Below are 17,409 nucleotides of genomic sequence, written 5' to 3'. Positions count from 1 at the left end.
ATTTAAAATAAATAAAAATAAACTAAGAATTATCTAAAAATTCTTAGTTTTTCTTTGTTAATTTAATTGACATCACGATAAAATCGTATATAATCGTTTTGTAATTAAACTTAATGTTTACTAATACTAAACAAAGAATGGTGGTGTTTTATGGATATTGGTAAGAAAATTAAAGCATTACGGTTAAAACAAGATTTAACAATTGATGAATTAGCACAACGATGTGAATTAACTAAGGGGTTTATTAGTCAATTGGAACGAGATTTAACATCACCAAGTATTGAAACATTACAAGACATTATTTCGGTATTGAATTGTTCTTTAAGTGATTTTTTTAAAGATGATGAAAAAAATAAAAGTTATGTATTTTCTAGTGATGCGATGTCAATTTTAGAAGAAACGGATTATCATATTAAGTGACTTATTGCTACGAGTCAAGCTCATAATATGGAACCAATTTTAATAACATTAAAAGCAGGAAAAAGTTCACCAAAAGTTAATCCTTTTATTGGGGAAGTGTTTGGATTAGTTTTGACTGGTCGGGTTGTTGTCATTGTTGGTAATAAACAGATTACTGCCAATGCGGGCGATGCTTTTCATTTAGAAGTTAATGAAGAACATTATTTAAAAAATAATATGTTAAATGGTGACAGTAAAGTTCTTTGAATTACAACACCACCAAGGTTTTAAAAAGATATTTACTATTTAGGAGTGATGAAAAAATGATTGATACAGTAATTAAACCTAATATTTTAGAATTACGAAATATTACGAAAGATTTTTCTGGTGAAGTGGTTTTAAAGGGAATTAGTTTAAATATTAAAGCTGGTGAATTTATTACTTTATTGGGACCGAGTGGTTGTGGAAAAACTACTACTTTAAGAATTATTGGTGGTTTTAATGACCCTAATAGTGGTGAAATTCTTTTTGAAAGTCAGAATATGCTTCGGGTGCCAATTCATAAACGCAAAATTAATACAATTTTTCAAAATTATGCGTTGTTTCCGCATTTAAATGTTTATGAAAATGTTGCGTATGGTTTAAAAATTAAAAAATTAAAAATTGATGTTATTAAAAAGGCAGTTTTAGAAGCATTGGAATTAGTTAATTTAGTTGGTTTTCAAGATAAGGATATTGATGAATTATCTGGTGGTCAAAAGCAACGCGTAGCAATTGCAAGAGCATTAGTTAATAAACCTAAAGTTTTATTATTAGATGAACCATTAGCAGCTTTAGATTTAAAATTAAGACAACAAATGCAGTTAGAATTAAAACGATTACAAAATGATTTAGATATTACTTTTATTTTAGTAACGCATGATCAAGAAGAAGCATTTACAATGTCTGATCGGATTGTTGTGATGAATGAAGGACAAATTCAACAAGTAGGAAGTCCAGAAAATATTTATAATGAACCAGAAAATAAATGAACAGCTAAATTTGTTGGGGCATCAAATATTATTGAGAATGCAGTATTTGTTCACGATAATTTAGTTCATTTTGATGGTCGTGATTTTCGTTGTTTAGATAAAGGATATGGTACTAATGAAACTAATATTGATATTGTAATTCGTCCGGAAGATATTGATATTGTTGGTGAAAAGAGTGGATATTTTCGTGGTACCGTTAAGAGTGTAACTTTTAAAGGTGTTTATTGAGAAATTGTTATTGCAACGCGAAAACGAAATTTTTTGGTGCATTCAACAGATACAGTTATTGTTGGTAAAAAAGTTGGTGTTAGGTGGTCAGTAGAAGACATTCATGTAATGTGAAAAGAGGTTGAATAAGGTGAAAAAAGATAAAGATAAAAATAACTTTTTTAGTCGGATAACATATAATGTCAAAATTCGGTTTCAATGACTACGAGAAAATTTTAAAAAGAATTTACAAAATATTAAGGAAAATCGTTTTATTAAAAAAAGTAATAATAGTTGAGTGCCATTAATGATTCCTTATGTTATTTTAATGATATTATTGATTGTTGCACCACTTTTTATTCTCTTACTATATTCGCTAATTAGTCCTACTAATGATGTTTTAATTTTTGATTTTACAATAAATAATTTTAAAAGTTTTTTTTATGAGCAATCATTTTTAGCATCATTAGGTCGTTCATTATTATATGCGACTGTGGCGACATTTTTTGCCATTCTTATTGGTTATCCCGTAGCATATTTAATGGCTTTTTCAAAGTCAAAATTAGTATCAAAAAATATTTGAATATTAGTAACATTACCAATTTGAATTAATATGTTAGTAAAAACTATTGGTTTAAAAACAATGTTTGATTTAATTGAAAGAATAACTAATGTGCATTTACTAGGAACACCAATAGCAATCGTTATTGGAATGATTTATATGTTTATTCCTTTTGTTATTATTCCTATATTTAATAGTTTGGATAAAATGGATCGTAGTTGAATTGAAGCGAGCAAAGATTTAGGTGCTAGTCCTTATCAAACATTTTGAAGAATTACTTTTCGTTATTCAATGCCAGGAATTATTACCGGAATTATTTTTATGTTATTACAAGCGGCAACAAGTTTAATTGTTGTTAAGTATATGGGACAAGAAAAAATTACTTTAATATCTTCTATTATTGAAGCATATTTTTTTCAAGGTGCTAATTTTGGTTTAGCAGCTGCAATTTCAGTATTTTTAGGATTTATAATTTTATTATTAGTTATTGTGTTGCGCTTATTAGGAAAAAGAATTTATGGTAATGTAGGACGAAATAATGATTAAAAAAATCTTTAAAAGTTCTTATTTACTTTTAGTATTATTATTTATTTATGTGCCCATTAGTATTTTAATTTTTTATTCTTTTAATGATGAGCGAAGTTTAACACATTTTAATGGTAATTTTTCGTTAACTTGATATGAAAAGTTTTTTCAAGATCGGTTGTTTCTTGAATCAATTATTTCTAGTTTGTTAGTAGCGGTTATTGCAACAATTGTTTCAGTTATTATTGGAACTTTAGCTGCCATTGGTATTAGTAAAGCTAAAAAAGTAACGCAATCGTTAACATTAAATATTTCTAATATTCCTTTAATTAATGCTGATGTTGTTACTGCGGTATCGTTAATGATGTTATTTATGGCTTTAGGTTTTAACTTTGGTCTTTTTAGTTTAATTTTAGGACATATTTCTTTTAATATTCCTTATGTAATTATTACGGTTTTACCACGATTAAGAAGAGTTCACCCATCAATTATTGAAGCATCATTGGATTTAGGCGCTAGTCCGAGATATACTTTAAGAAAAGTTATTTTACCTTTAATTTGACCCGCTATTGTTGCTGCTAGTGTTATTTCTTTTGCGATGTCGTTTGATGATTTTATTATTTCTTATTTCACAGGTGGCAATGTAACTAATGTTGCTACATATATTTATACTTTAAAACGACTAACGCCGGTTGTTAATGCTTTTGGCACAATATTAATTTCAATTGTGGCGATTTTAGTTTTAAGTTGAAATTGTTATACCATTATTAGTACGCAGATTAAGTCACGAAATCATAAAATTTTAACAGAAAAATATCGGGCTAAAATTATTATTAATAGTGAAAGAAAACTATTGCAGTTATATTTGCAGTTAAATAATCTTAATCTTGTAAAAAATCTTAATATTTTAAAATTAAAACGAAAAATTTTTCATTTAGAAATTAAAGTAGATAAAGAAAAGTTATGAATTAAATCAAAAAAAGCACAAATTATTCGTCGCGATAAACGACAAGAACGAATTAGTGAGAAAAGAAGAGAGAAATATTATTGATTAGTTCGTTGACCTTGGCGAGCAATTATTATTGTGGCATTAAGTTTTACCTCATTAGGAGCTTTAACATTTGTTTATGTGCAAAATAATCTTTATGATTTTAAATTAGGAATTTGAGGAGAATATATTAATAGTTCGGTTGTGGAAAGATTTGAAACGGCACATAACATTAAGATGAAAGTAGAAACTTATGATAAGAATGAAGTTTTATATAATAAGATGTTTACTACTGATTATGATGTTATTGTTCCTTCTGATTATATGGCTTCAAGACTTATTGCTGAAAATAAGGTTGAAAAATTGGATTGAAGTCGCTTAATGCCAATTGGTAATGATCAAGTTTCTAGTGGGAATAGTTGTTCAGATTTAGATGGTACCAAGCCAGTAGATAGTTTATGAGCTTATCTTGATTGTGGTATTAAAAAAGTAATTTCTGCTGCTGGTTATAAAACAGAAAAGGGATTATTAAGTGATTATGCTGTTCCTTATTTTTGAGGTGATTTAACAATATTATTGAACTTTGAAAAACCAGAAACTAAAAATTGATTAATTGAAAAAGGTGTTGAAATTTTAACTACTAATGATGAAAAAAAAGAGGAATATTTAAATCCGACAACAGTATCATGAGAATTAATATGACAAGCTGCCCGAGAAGGTAAAAATGTTTTTGCATTAAGTGATTTTCGTAGTTTATATGGTTTAGCATTTCAAAGAATTAATCAAACAGTTAATCCTGAAAGAAAAGAAGATGTTGAATTTGCAACAAAATTATTAAAAGAATTAATTGTTGATTACAAGAATAATGTTACTTTACAAAGTGATGAAATTGTTAATAGTCTTTCAGCACCATATGATCCGGAGTCTAGTCGTTTATTTGATATTGCCGTAATGTATAATGGTGATGCTGTTGCTTCGTTTTATGATAAAAATCAAAATATTCGTGATCGTAATTTTAAAAGTGTGCGACCACGAAAAGCAATTCCAAAGATTGATTCGACAACAGGAATATCTAATCTAGATGTTTTAACACCGCAAGGAACAAATGTTTGAGCTGATGTGGCGATGATTACTAAACATAGTTCTAATAAGGATTTAGCATATAAGTTTTTACAATTTGTTTTACAAGATAAAGTACAAACAGAGTTATCATTAGAATTTGGTTATAATACGCCTTTGTTTAAAGATACACAAGATATTGTTAATGATGAGTATAAATCTGTTGCTAGTATTTATTTACCAGTTGCTAATTTTATTAATGGTCACTGAGTTACTGATATTCAAACTGCTGATGCTGGTTTTCAAAATAAATTTATTAAGGAAATTACTGATTCCTATACACGGGTAATAAGTGCTGGTTTAGGTGGTTATTAGATTATCAGGAATGACAATTAACAAATTTGTCATTCCTTTATTTATTTTTTTAAAATAGCTTATTAATTAAATTTCAAAGTAAAAAAATTGCAGATTAAAGATTTATCCTCGCTTGCTTGGTTTTTTTATGATGTTCCTAGTACAAGAGTTTTATTTAGTTGTTGTTGCTATGATTTTCTTAAACTAAGCAAGGTTAACGATAATTTTAATCTAATTTAAAAAAAGACTGAAATAAAATTCAGTCTTTTTTTAGTTTTAAAATATTTGGTTGATAATTATCAATTAAGTGAGTTTATTGAAACACTATAATTAACTGTTACTGTGCCAGTATAAATAGCTGAATTAAGTGAACTAATTTTTGCATTGTTATTAGTAATATTTTCAATTTTAATTTTATTAATATCTAATTGTGGATTTAATTGTTTTACTTTTTCTTTGATTTGTTGTTCTGTTGGTAAAGTAAATCCATCAGTTAATATTGAACCTAAATTAGTATTAGTAATTTTTGTTTTTATATCAAAAGATTTATCAACTGTAAAGTTAATAGTTTTTATACCACTAAAACCAATTATACTAATATTTGCACTGTTATTAGTAATATTGTCAATTTTCATTTTATTAATATCTAATTGCGGATTTAATTGTTTTACTTTTTCTTTGATTTGTTGTTCTGTTGGATCTTTTAATTCCTCAGTTATAAATTCATTTAGATTAGCATTGACAATAATGGATGATAATTTAAAAGAATTGTTATTTGTTTCAATTCATTTGGAGTTGATTTTTTTCTTGATATATTGATATTGAAATAATAATAAAAATCCTTATTAAAATTAGTAAAATTAAACTAATAATTTATCATTTTTTAATGTCAGAATTATATTGTATTCTTTTTTTTTAAAAATTCTACCTAGAATTTAATTTGGTCGCGTTTAGTTTTCTTAGGTATTTTTTAAAAAAGAAAAAATAGTCATTTACTATAAATTATTTCAATATGCAAATTAAGTATATATTTCTTATGTATGATTTTTGTTGTAAAAAATTATTTTAATGTTGTTTTTATAAGCATTTTACTTAGTTTTTATAACCTTTTATTAAGAATATGTTTGTTAATATTAAATATTTTGTTTTATTAATTATTTTTCAAGTAAAAAGGTAATAAATTTTTAGTTGCTTTTCTTTCAAAATTATTCAAATCTTTACCCACCTAACAAAACTTTATGCGCCCTTTAATTTATAAATTTTTCGCATTCAAAACAAAATATTATTGCCAAAAGAATATACCCTAAATAATTTATAAAAACCAAAGGTACTAAACATCTGTGGTTTCTACAGTTTTTAATAAAATATTATTGTAGTTTTATAATTAATGTGTAATAATATTTATTGTATATATGGCACTGTGGCCAAACTGGTTTAAGGCATTGGACTGCAACTCCTTGATTATCGGTTCGAATCCGATCAGTGCCTCCATAAGATATTAAGTAAAATCACAGTTAAGTGATTTTTTTAATTAACCAATAGGTAATAAAAAATAATTTGTGATATTACTAATTAAAGTTATGAAATATGAAATTTTTGTTGTCAACAGAGCGGTAATAATATATAATAACTTTGTTATTTAATGACACCATAGGCGCCCATAGCTCAATTGGACAGAGTGCTTGACTACGGATCAAGAGGTTGCGGGTTCAACTCCTGTTGGGCGCACCATTTTATTTTAATACGGGAAGTAGCTTAGCTTGGTAGAGCGCTCGGTTTGGGACCGAGAGGTCGTAGGTTCGAATCCTATCTTCCCGACCATATTTGGCGAGATAGCTCAGTTGGTTAGAGTGTTCGGTTCATACCCGAAAGGTCGAGAGTTCAAGTCTCTCTCTCGCTACCAAGTTATGTTTTCAGTTTGAAAACGACTTTATTTAAAAAATAAAGTCGTTTTTTAGTGTTTCTTTTCTTTTGGTTCTAAACTTTCCATATATTCAACAAAGTTTTGTACTTCTTCATAAATTTCTTCATAAGCGTGCTCTTCCGAATAATGTTCGTTAATATATTCTAGTAAGTGTTCAAGAGTATATTGAAGTTCTTCATTATCAATTTCTAATTCTCAAAAGGCAATTAAATTGTTAGGAAGATAAATGCTGTCATATTTGATAATGATTCTTTGTAATACTTCTCTAATAACATCAAAGCATCGTTGTAAGGGATTATCTTTTAAAAAGTATTTATAATATACAGGATATAATAAGTAATCAAAGAGATAATATTTATTTAAGGGAATGTTAAAGTGACTATTGGCAAGATGATTATTTTTCATTGACATTTGGTAGTATAACCATTTAACTAGTCGTAAAGTTTGCAAATAATAAGTATTAGTGATTTTATTTTTTTCTTGAATGTTTATTATTTCAATTTGTGGGAAACGAGTATAAAAATCACGACTTCTTAGACGATAAAAAATACCTTCTAAATATGTCTTTTTACTACGAAGTGAATAATTATCAAAATGAAAATAACGAAAGGTTGGAATTAACCTGAGATGAAAGCCGGGAAAAATTTGTTTAAATAAAATAAATCCTAAATCAAAGTAGAAATCATTTTTGTCTATTAAATCTCATTTTTGAGTAATGAAGTGTTTAATTGCTTTACTAAAAAGAAAGTATTTAGCATCCTTTCAGCGTGGAAAATCTTGTTTAAATTGACTTATTTGGCGTTTTGTAAAGCGATAACCACTAGATGGCATTTCTCAATGGTATCATTCATAACACATTAATAGGACATTAGAAGTCGTTATTGTTTTGTGAGTAATATAAAATGTAATTTCATTTTTAACATCAATTGTTGTATTTCAAGAGCATTCTTCATCTAATAAAATTTCAATACAATCTTTTTCATTATTAAACTGAAAATTTTTAAAAATTTCTTTTAGTTGTTGGTGAATTTCAAGAATTGCATTCATTTTTTGAGATGGATTACCATATATTTTAAGTTGTTCGTTAGTCATAATTTGCCACCTCTCGTTTACTATCGTTAATCTTATTATCTATTAATAGTAATAAAAATAAAAGTAAAAGTTTTAGTTATTTTTCTAATTGTTAATCAGATATTTTGCAAATAGTAAAGCAGATAAATATTTTTTATTGTATAATTATTCTAAATTCAAAATGGTTTTTTAGGAAAGGATATATTTATATGAACAAAGATAAAGATGATGAAAAAAATAATTCTTCTAAAAAATTTAAAGGTGGTTTTTTTAAAGTAGTTGCTTTTTACTATAAAAGATATTTATGACAATGTTGTATCATAATGCTTTTTACAGCCTTAGGGTCGATTTGTGTCATTATCACCCCAAAAATAACGCAAAAATTAGTTAGTCCTGATGTTTTACAAGGACCTTATGGCATGTTAATTAGTTATGTAATTATTATCATTAGTCTTTATCTTGCTTCCGGAATTTTTAATTTCTTTCAAAGTTTTTTAGGAGGCATTGTTGCTAAAAAGATTGAAATTGATATTCGAAATAAAGTGTTAAATAATTTAGTTGATTTAGATATGCAATTTTATACGAATAAAAAGACTGGTGAAATTTTAACTAAAGTTATTGCTGATACTGCTACTATTGGTGACCAAGCACAACAAATACCAATTAGTTTTCTTTCAGCAATTTTTACTTTTGTTGGAGCAATTGTAATTCTTTTAACTATTAGCATTAAATTAACTATTGTTGCTTTAATCGCAGCATTAACAATTTTAGTTACATTATTAGTAATGTTTGGTATTTTTAAAAAAATAACTTATAAAGTTCGCAAAGTTTTGACAAATATTAATGGTGATGTTACTGATCGCATTAGTGTTATTCGTTTAATTAAATCATCAGGAACAGAAACTTATGAAAAAGAGCGTTTTGTGGATATTCATAAAATTTATTATAAAACTTCACTTAAACAAGTAACATTATCATCAGTAATTGTTTCTTTTATGATAATGGGAATTTCTAGTTTGAATATTATTATTTTATTAGCAGGGATAATAATGATGCATAATCAAACTTTGGTTGCAGATAATTCTGAAGCAATTCCAATTATTATTTCATTTGTTTTAGGAATTAATATTTTAATTTTTCCAATTATGACATTAGTTCGTACTTTTAATAATTTAGCTAATGCATCAACATCGTCAATTAGAATTAATGAATTATTAAATGAAAAGCCACAAATTAATCGTAATTTAGAGCAACCAATTATGAAGACTGTTACGGGAAATATTATTTTTGATAATGTTAGTTTCTATTATCCTAATAGTGATCAGCTTATTTTGAATAAATTTAATTATCATTTTGAACAAGGTAAGTCTTATGCTTTCGTTGGTGAAACGGGAGTAGGAAAATCAACAATTTCTAAATTATTATTAAGGTTTTATGATCCTTCTATGGGTACAATTTACATTAATGCTGATCAAGATTTAAAAAAAATTAATTTAACTTCTTATTCACAACATGTTGGTTATGTTGAACAAGAACCCCAAATTTTTTATGGTACTTTCTTTGAAAATATTAGTTATGGAGTTTTTAAAGTTACTAAAGAAGAAGTTATTGTTGCTTGTAAAAAAGCAGAGTTGCATGATTTTATTATTGGTTTAAAAAATGGTTATGATACTATTTTAGGTGAACGGGGATTTATTTTATCTGGTGGTCAAAAACAAAGATTAGTAATTGCAAGAATGTTTTTAAAAAATCCTGAAGTTTTAATTTTAGATGAAGCAACAAGTTCTTTAGATAATATTGTGGAAAAAGAAATTCAAGAAAATCTTAATCAATTAATGAAAGGAAGAACAACCTTTATTATTGCGCATCGTTTATCAACGATTAAAGATGTTGATGAAATTCTTGTTTTAGAAAAAGATAAAGGTGTTGTTCAAAGTGGTAATTTTGAAACATTAAAAAATCAAGAAGGTCGCTTTAAAGCATTATATACTGCAGGATTAATGGCTTAGTTTAAAAAACTAAAAGTTGATTTATAAATTATAGATAATGAATCTAAAAATCGGATAAAATGGTGGTTATAAAGTGAAATTAATTGATGTTGATAAAATTGCTCACATTATTAAGCAAGTTGTATCAATAACACCAAGTGTTGTTGCGTTTGCTTATAGTCGTGAAAATAAAGAAAATGAAGATGCCATTGCTTTAGAAAAAGACATTACCCCAGCAATTGATGTTAAAAAAATTGAACCAAATCATTATGGGGTTAAAATTCATATTATTAGTTCAATTCATACTAATATTTTTGAAGTTTTACAAGAAGTTCAACATCGCGTTAAATATGAATTGGAAAAGCAAATGGAATTTGATAGTAATTTTAAAATTGATATTTGCATTGATGATTTAATTAGTGAATAATATTTATTAAGAGGTAGGTGAAATAAAATGAAAATTGATGCAAAATTATTTAAAATCATGCTTATTAGTGCTGCTAATAATTTATATAATTATCATTTAGAAATTGATAAATTAAATGTTTTTCCTGTTCCAGATGGTGATACGGGAACAAATATGAATTTAACAATGGAAAATGCTACTAAAGAAATTAAAAAATATGAAACTTCTAGTATTACTGAAATAGCAAATGTGTTTAGTCGTGGTTTGATTATGGGCGCTAGGGGAAATTCAGGAGTTATTTTGTCCCAAATTTTTCGTGGTTTTAGTAAAGGATTAGTTCATGAAGAATTTATCAGTACTAGCGATTTACTAAAAGCATGAACTTATGCTAAACAAGTAGCTTATAAAGCAGTTATGAAACCTGTTGAAGGAACAATTTTAACTGTTATTAGACTTGCTATTGATGATACTAAACTTGAAACTAAGGAAACAATATTGCCATTAAAATTTATGGATAAGTTTTTGGAAAATGCTAACAATGCATTAGCACAAACCCCTAACTTATTACCAATTTTAAAAGAAGTTGGTGTTGTTGATTCAGGTGGTTTTGGATTAGTTAAAATTATTGAGGGAATGGTTTATTCATTAGAAAAAGGTAAAGAAATTAAAAAGAAAAAGAATTTAGTAGCTAGTGATAATAAAGAAGTTGTTATTAAATTAGATGATGAAAATTTTGGTTATTGTACAGAAACGATTGTTATTTTAAGTGAAATGAAACAAAAAAATTTTCCTTTAGAAAAAGTTCGCTTTTCGTTAGAAGAACAAGGTTGTAAATCAATCGTTGTTGTTCAAGATCAAGATATTTTTAAAGTTCATGTTCATTCGTTAATGCCAGGGCAAATATTAGTTTATTTACAACAATTTGGTGATTTTCAAAAAGTAAAAATTGAAAATATGGGGTTACAAGCAAAAAAGCATAGTACAGAAATTAAAGAACTTCGTAGTTTAAATAACTCTTGAGCAATTATTACTGTTGCTGCTGGTAAAGGTTTAGCAAAATATTTTATGAATGACTTGCAAGCATCGTATGTAGTTAATGGGGGACAAACAATGAACCCATCAACTGATGATTTTTTAAAAGCGATTGAATTAGTTGATGCTAAAGATGTTTATATTTTACCAAATAATTCCAATATTATTTCAACTGCACAACAAGCAGCGAAACTAGAAAAGAAATCTAATGTTTATGTTATCCCCACAACTTCAATTCCAGAAGGAATGCTTAGTATTCTTAGTTTTAATAAGGAAGAAAAAAGTGCTAAAAAAAATTTTAATAATATGAAAAATGCTATTAAAAAGATTGTGTCAGCAAGAATTACTAATGCTGTTAGAACAACAACTATTGATGGTGTTGCTGTGAAAGAAGGAAATTATCTTGGTATTTTAGATAAAAAAATTTATACTCAAGAAGCAGATTTAGTTTTAGTAGCAAAAAAATTACTAAGTAAAATGATTAGTAAATCATCATCACAATTGGTAACAATTTTTATTGGTGAAGATGCTAAACGCCAAGATTTACGACTAATTGAAAAGTATATTGATGAAAACTTTGATGTTGAATATGAAAAAATTGAAGGTGAACAACCAGTATATCCTTTCATATTTGGTGTTGAATAGATATAATTTAATTGTTAAAAAGAGGTGAAGTTTGTGAAAATTGCAGTAGATGTTATGGGCTCAGATTTAGGACATAAGCCACTAATAAGTGGTGTCATAAAATTTTTACAACAATATAATGACATTGATATTATTTTAGTTGGTAACGAACTGATAATTAAAGAATATTTAATTGGTTTTAAATTAAATGAAAAGTTATTATCGCGGATTAGTTTTAAAAATGCTAATGAAGAAATAATGATGACTGATAGCATTTTAGATATTAGAAGAAAAAACGATAATTCAATGAGTAAAGCAATTGAATGTGTTGCTAATAAAGAAGCTGATGCAGTATTAACAGCAGGGGCTACGGGTCCTTTTTTAGCAGCTAATCATTTTATTTTAAAAGAAATAACTGGTGTTACTCGTCCAGCTTTTATGGCAATTATGCCAACAAAAATAAAAAATAAGCAAGTTGTGCTTATTGATGCGGGCGCTAATGTTGAAAATGATAGTAATGATTTAGAAATATTTGCTATGATGGCAAATATTTATGTTCAAAAAATTTGAGAATTATCGCAACCAAAAGTAGCATTATTAAATATTGGTACAGAAGAGAAAAAAGGTAAGGAATATCATCAAGAAACTTATATAAAATTAAGTAACAATTCACAATTAAATTTTGTTGGTAATATTGAACCTAATAATTTTATGAATGGTGATATTGATATTGTTGTAACTGATGGTTTTACTGGTAATATTTCCTTGAAAGCGGTTGAAGGGACGGCACGGAATTTATTGCAAGTTTTACGAAATCAGTTTACTAAGAATATCTTCCGTAAGTTAGCATCATTATGTTTGAAAAAAGCATTTAATGAAGTTAAAGAAATTTTTGACTATCGAAATACGGGCGGAGCAATTTTAATTGGTGTTAATGGCATTGTTTTTAAAGCGCATGGTAGTAGTGATGTTAAAGCATTTTTTAGTACTTTAAAATTAGTTCGGAAAGCGCTTTTAGAAGATGTATTATCACTAATTAAAAATAATGTTGTTAAAGAAGAAGGAAAATAAGGATTTATGTTTATTGAAGAAATTAAAATTTTGTTAAAAGCATTTAATTTAGAACCACGAAATATTAATTTATATGAACAAGCTTTGACTCATAGTTCATATGCTAATGAAAAGCAATTAAATTATAATTATCAACGATTAGAATTTTTAGGTGATGCGGTGTTGCAAATGTATACAACATTATATTTATATCGAATAAATGATGATTTAAATGAAGGCGAGTTAACAATTTGGCGAAGTCAAATTGTTAGAGAAGAAACCTTAGCACAAGTGTGTAGATTTTATAAGATGAATGAATATATTCGCTTAGGTAAAGGCGAAATTCAAACGGGTGGTCGTGAAAAAGATAGCATTTTAGGTGATGTTTTTGAAGCGATTGTCGGTGCTATTTATTTAGATTTAGGCCAACAAGCGGTTAATACATTTTTAATGCAAACATTATTTAATAAAATTAAAGATAAAAGTATTTATTTAGTTAAAGATTATAAAACTTTATTACAAGAATATTTACAAACTGAACGCCAAGATCCTATTGAATATAAAGTTATTTTTGAACATAAAGATAAAAATAGTTATCAATATGTTGCTATTGTAAAAAGTGGTGACATTATTTTTGGTAAGGGAAGTGGTAGTTCACATAGTAAAGCTGAGCAAGCAGCTGCAAAAGATGCTTATTTAAAATTAGTTAAGGTTGTTAAATAAAAGGATAGCAATTAATGAGGTAATTAGATGTTAAAGTTATTTAAAAGTATTATTTATAGTTTTTTTCAAAACTTTTTTCAAGTAATTAGTTTACTAATTGTTATTTTAATAATGTTAGTTATCCTTTTAGGGATATTTTCATCAAATGATTATGTTAAAAATCAATATGCTAAAATTTATAATAATGCTGCAATTTATGATAATACAATTAGTTCATCTAAAGATTTAGTTTTTAGAAATGATTCTAAACTTTGAAAAAATAAAAATTATTTTACTTCTGAAAATAAACTTGATATAGAAATTTTTAAAAAAGCAACTCTATCAATAAGTCATCTTACTGAATTTGATAAAGAAGAAATTTTAACAATGAATCACGATGTTCAGCAATATTTAAATGCTAATATTTCAACAATTTATAAGGTAACATATTGTGATGAACCTAATAAGATTAAAATTGGTTGTGATAGTTCTAAAATTTCAAATAAAGGATATTGATTTGTTAATAGTCAAATAATTAATAATGATGGATTACGAACACCTTATGTTTCTGAACTTTTTGAAAAATATCAACAATATGATTACTTTCATTTAATTACTACTAATGAGGCAGAAAATTTATTAACTATTAATCAAGAGTTAGAACAATTGCACAAAGATAATTTACAAGATAACTTTCCTCGTAATATTACTAGTGATACAATGCGTGAGCATATTGATTTATATTGATTTATTGCTTCATCAATTAGTTTTAATCGTTTAGAATATGTTGAGTCATTAGACATTACTGAGTTTTTAACATCAGGAAATGCCTATCGTGTTAAGAGTTATGATGCTACTAGTTATTTTAATAAACCTTATATAATTAAAGAAAATGGTAAATTTAATTTAAATGATGGTAGTAATTATGTCTTTGTGTTTAAAAGATTTGCTGATGTTAATAATCTATCGTTAGGTAGCAAATTTCGGATTATGGGACAAGAAGTTATTATTGCTGGCTATGCTACTGATGTTAATGATGCGTATTTTTTAATGCAAAGTGGAGAAATGCCTAGTTTATCAAGTTCAACTGTTGTATGAGTTAATAAGCAAACTTATAATAAATTAAAGGGTGATGTTGTTGATCATAAGTTAGGTGAAAATAAAAAAAGTATTTATGGGTTTAAGCATCAAAAAAATACTGATTTAAATTTTAATTTTCAAACTTTAAAACAAGAATATAATCGCTTTTCGTTGTATTGAAATCTTAAATTAAATAATAATGATTTTGCTGTTATTTGAAATCCTTATTTAATGACAAAAGAAGCTTTGAATGCAAGAATATTAATAATAAATAGTGTTGCAACAACTTTTTCATTGTTAATTTTTGGAATTAATTTGTTAATTATTTTTATTTTAATTCATAAATCAGTAATAAATAATCAGCAATCATTTGGAATGTTAAAATCATTAGGTTATTCAACAATAAAAATATCATTAGTAATGACAATTGCTCAAATGATACCAATTATTTTTGTTAGTATTGGTAGTATTTTTTTATCGTATTATATGCAGAGTTTTTTTAATCAAACTTATATTGATTTTTTTGTTTTTCCTGAATATGGTATTTCATTTAATGTTTTAATTATTATTTTAATTATTGCTTTTTTTACTTTTATTTTTGCTTTTTTCTTATTACGAAAAAATCCATTAACATTAATGTCTAAGTCAATTAATTATAGTTATAAAACTGTTGTTAAATCAAAAACTAGTAATAAAAGTAGTTTTTTTAATAAAATTGTCGATTTTAGTTTTAAAACTAAAATAACCTTTTTCTTTGCTAATAATATTTTCTCTAAATTGTCATTGACATTTGTTTCAACTTTAGCAGCATCAACATTATTATTCTTTTCATTATCAGCTTTTAAGATGAATGATTCAATTATGAATAAACAATGGGAAGGCGTTAATGTTAATTATTTATATAATTATCATACTAGTAATGATGATTTAAAATTAATGTATAAAGGCGAAGGTAGTAAAGTTGATTATCAAGCAATTAGTGAATTAAATCCTAATAATAATATTGTTGAAGATATTAAAAATAATTCTGCAAAAATTACAAATCAAGGGTATTATGATGTTAGTAATAAATGAATTAAAAGTTCAGAAGTTAAAATCATTATTGAACAACTTAATAATCCAAATAGTGATAATTTACTTGGATTAGATTTAGAAACTAAGAAATTATTAGTAAGTATTATTAATACTTATCCTTATTTAAGAGATTATTTTACAGGTACAAATTTAAAAAATGATATTATTATTTTATTTAATAATATTTTTTATTGTCCAGAACAAGATAAAATGATTAATATTTTTAATGAGCAAATTTATTCGTTTAATATGAATAAATATCAAAGAATTAAAAATAGTAATCAAAAAATTAGTAAAATTGATGAAATAGCAATAAAAACAAATATTAATCAGTTGAATGTTATTAATGAAACGCATCAAGAATTTATTAAACCATCGTTAAATAATAAGACATTACAGGAATTTTTTGATTTTGATATTGAAAATATTAAAATCAAATATGAACATTTTTTATCATCTTTACAAAATAATTTTGGGTATGATAAGATTACTATTTTACCACTTTTAGTAAATGCTAATGATGTTTGAGCTTCAAACTTAAAACAAGATGATTTTGTTTATTTGAGTGATGGTGACTTTAATTTTATTAATGATGATAATAAAAAACCATTATTTGGTTATATTTTTGATACTTTTGATAATTTAACAAAAGATACTGTTATTACTCGTGAAAAGGAGTTTTATGAATATACTAATTTAAATGCAACATATTTTAATACCAAGTTATCACAAAATACAGCGAATGATTTTCAATCTTATTTTTCAATTGTTAGTAATAAGAAAAATTATCAAATTAGTTTCAATAAAAATGAATTATTTAAGACTGATTATTGAAATGATGATTTAGGTTGGAGTAGTGCAATTGAAGGATTTACCAATATTCATCATAAAAAGCAGTTAACATTAAAATTTAGCACTTATTTAGAAAGTTTAATTATATGTTTTATCATTGGAGCTATTGTTATTGTTTTAATTATTGTTTTTGTAACTAGTAATATTACTATTAATGATAATTTGCGATTTGTTACAATTTTAAATGTTATTGGGTATCATTATAAATGATTAGCTAGTCGTTTTATATTAATTTTTATGCCAATTATGTTAATTACTTGAATAATATCCATTCCTTTAGCAAGACCAATTATTAAATTATTAACTGATATTATTTATAGTGAAACTAAAGTTTTATTTCCTGTATATATTGCAGATTGATACTATCCGTTGGTTTTATTAATATTAGTTATTTTGTTTACAGTATCTTTTAGTATTTGTTGACTATCATTAATATATCGTAATAAAATTAGAAGTATTACTAATACATAGTTAAAATATA

Annotated in this window: 12 protein-coding genes and 4 tRNA genes; 14 read left to right on the top strand and 2 right to left on the bottom strand. The window is 25.6% G+C overall.

Translation table 4 applies throughout. The features are described 5' to 3' along the window. Positions 1 to 150: 150 nt before the first annotated feature. From AAHF53_RS04005 to AAHF53_RS03990, 4 genes are read left to right on the top strand one after another with little or no spacing between them, the layout of a single operon-like run. Entirely contained in the window at positions 151 to 690 is a 540-nt protein-coding gene (locus AAHF53_RS04005) for a helix-turn-helix domain-containing protein (protein WP_338968031.1), read from the top strand. 47 nt (positions 691 to 737) lie between these two features. Beyond that, on the top strand, positions 738 to 1,787 hold the full coding sequence (potA, locus tag AAHF53_RS04000; protein WP_425289529.1) for a spermidine/putrescine ABC transporter ATP-binding protein: 1,050 nt from the start codon (positions 738 to 740) through the stop codon (positions 1,785 to 1,787). 1 nt (position 1,788) lies between these two features. After that, a complete protein-coding gene (gene potB / locus AAHF53_RS03995) occupies positions 1,789 to 2,745 on the top strand; it encodes a spermidine/putrescine ABC transporter permease (RefSeq protein WP_342189552.1) in 957 nt (318 codons plus the stop codon). Beyond that, positions 2,738 to 5,146, top strand: a complete 2,409-nt coding sequence (locus AAHF53_RS03990) for an extracellular solute-binding protein (protein WP_342189551.1) — start codon at positions 2,738 to 2,740, stop codon at positions 5,144 to 5,146. Before potB ends, AAHF53_RS03990 begins: the two co-directional genes overlap by 8 nt. Before the next feature lie 275 nt (positions 5,147 to 5,421). Here the strand turns inward: AAHF53_RS03990 and AAHF53_RS03985 are convergent, their stop codons facing one another. Then, on the bottom strand, positions 5,422 to 5,760 hold the full coding sequence (locus tag AAHF53_RS03985) for a hypothetical protein (RefSeq protein ID WP_342189550.1): 339 nt from the start codon (positions 5,758 to 5,760) through the stop codon (positions 5,422 to 5,424). Positions 5,761 to 6,539: 779 nt separating this feature from the next. Here AAHF53_RS03985 and AAHF53_RS03980 point away from each other — a divergent pair. The 4 genes from AAHF53_RS03980 to AAHF53_RS03965 all read left to right on the top strand — a co-directional run bounded on the left by AAHF53_RS03980 (position 6,540) and on the right by AAHF53_RS03965 (position 7,028). Continuing rightward, positions 6,540 to 6,616: transfer RNA gene (locus tag AAHF53_RS03980), tRNA-Cys, on the top strand. Between the two features lie 163 nt (positions 6,617 to 6,779). Beyond that, positions 6,780 to 6,856, top strand: a tRNA-Arg gene (locus AAHF53_RS03975). A 13-nt stretch (positions 6,857 to 6,869) separates the two neighbouring features. Beyond that, positions 6,870 to 6,946: transfer RNA gene (locus AAHF53_RS03970), tRNA-Pro, on the top strand. A 5-nt stretch (positions 6,947 to 6,951) separates the two neighbouring features. Beyond that, positions 6,952 to 7,028, top strand: a tRNA-Met gene (locus AAHF53_RS03965). Between the two features lie 51 nt (positions 7,029 to 7,079). On the opposite strand, the gene AAHF53_RS03960 is transcribed toward AAHF53_RS03965, so the two are convergent. Next, positions 7,080 to 8,141 (bottom strand): hypothetical protein, encoded by a 1,062-nt coding sequence (locus AAHF53_RS03960; protein WP_342189549.1) that lies wholly within the window; start codon positions 8,139 to 8,141, stop codon positions 7,080 to 7,082. Between the two features lie 188 nt (positions 8,142 to 8,329). Between AAHF53_RS03960 and AAHF53_RS03955 the strand changes: the two genes are divergently transcribed. From AAHF53_RS03955 to AAHF53_RS03930, 6 genes are all read left to right on the top strand, one after another. Beyond that, positions 8,330 to 10,129: an ABC transporter ATP-binding protein gene (locus tag AAHF53_RS03955; RefSeq protein ID WP_342189548.1), complete on the top strand. Its 1,800-nt coding sequence runs from the start codon at positions 8,330 to 8,332 to the stop codon at positions 10,127 to 10,129. Between the two features lie 73 nt (positions 10,130 to 10,202). After that, positions 10,203 to 10,535 (top strand): hypothetical protein, encoded by a 333-nt coding sequence (locus AAHF53_RS03950; protein WP_342189547.1) that lies wholly within the window; start codon positions 10,203 to 10,205, stop codon positions 10,533 to 10,535. Between the two features lie 27 nt (positions 10,536 to 10,562). Beyond that, positions 10,563 to 12,191, top strand: a complete 1,629-nt coding sequence (locus tag AAHF53_RS03945; RefSeq protein ID WP_342189546.1) for a DAK2 domain-containing protein — start codon at positions 10,563 to 10,565, stop codon at positions 12,189 to 12,191. Positions 12,192 to 12,224: 33 nt separating this feature from the next. Beyond that, the gene (gene plsX, locus AAHF53_RS03940; RefSeq protein ID WP_342189545.1) at positions 12,225 to 13,241 is read left to right on the top strand and encodes a phosphate acyltransferase PlsX; all 1,017 of its coding nucleotides are present in this window, start codon (positions 12,225 to 12,227) and stop codon (positions 13,239 to 13,241) included. Positions 13,242 to 13,247: 6 nt separating this feature from the next. Further along, on the top strand, positions 13,248 to 13,943 hold the full coding sequence (gene rnc / locus AAHF53_RS03935; RefSeq protein ID WP_338967997.1) for a ribonuclease III: 696 nt from the start codon (positions 13,248 to 13,250) through the stop codon (positions 13,941 to 13,943). A gap of 27 nt (positions 13,944 to 13,970) precedes the next feature. Beyond that, positions 13,971 to 17,399: an FtsX-like permease family protein gene (locus tag AAHF53_RS03930; protein WP_342189544.1), complete on the top strand. Its 3,429-nt coding sequence runs from the start codon at positions 13,971 to 13,973 to the stop codon at positions 17,397 to 17,399. Positions 17,400 to 17,409: the final 10 nt, after the last annotated feature.

Origin of the sequence: Spiroplasma endosymbiont of Dilophus febrilis, from assembly GCF_964030685.1 — a bacterium.
Taxonomy (GTDB): Bacteria; Bacillota_I; Bacilli_A; order Mycoplasmatales; family Nriv7; genus Nriv7.
This window is presented reverse-complemented; position numbering and strand designations above follow the sequence as displayed.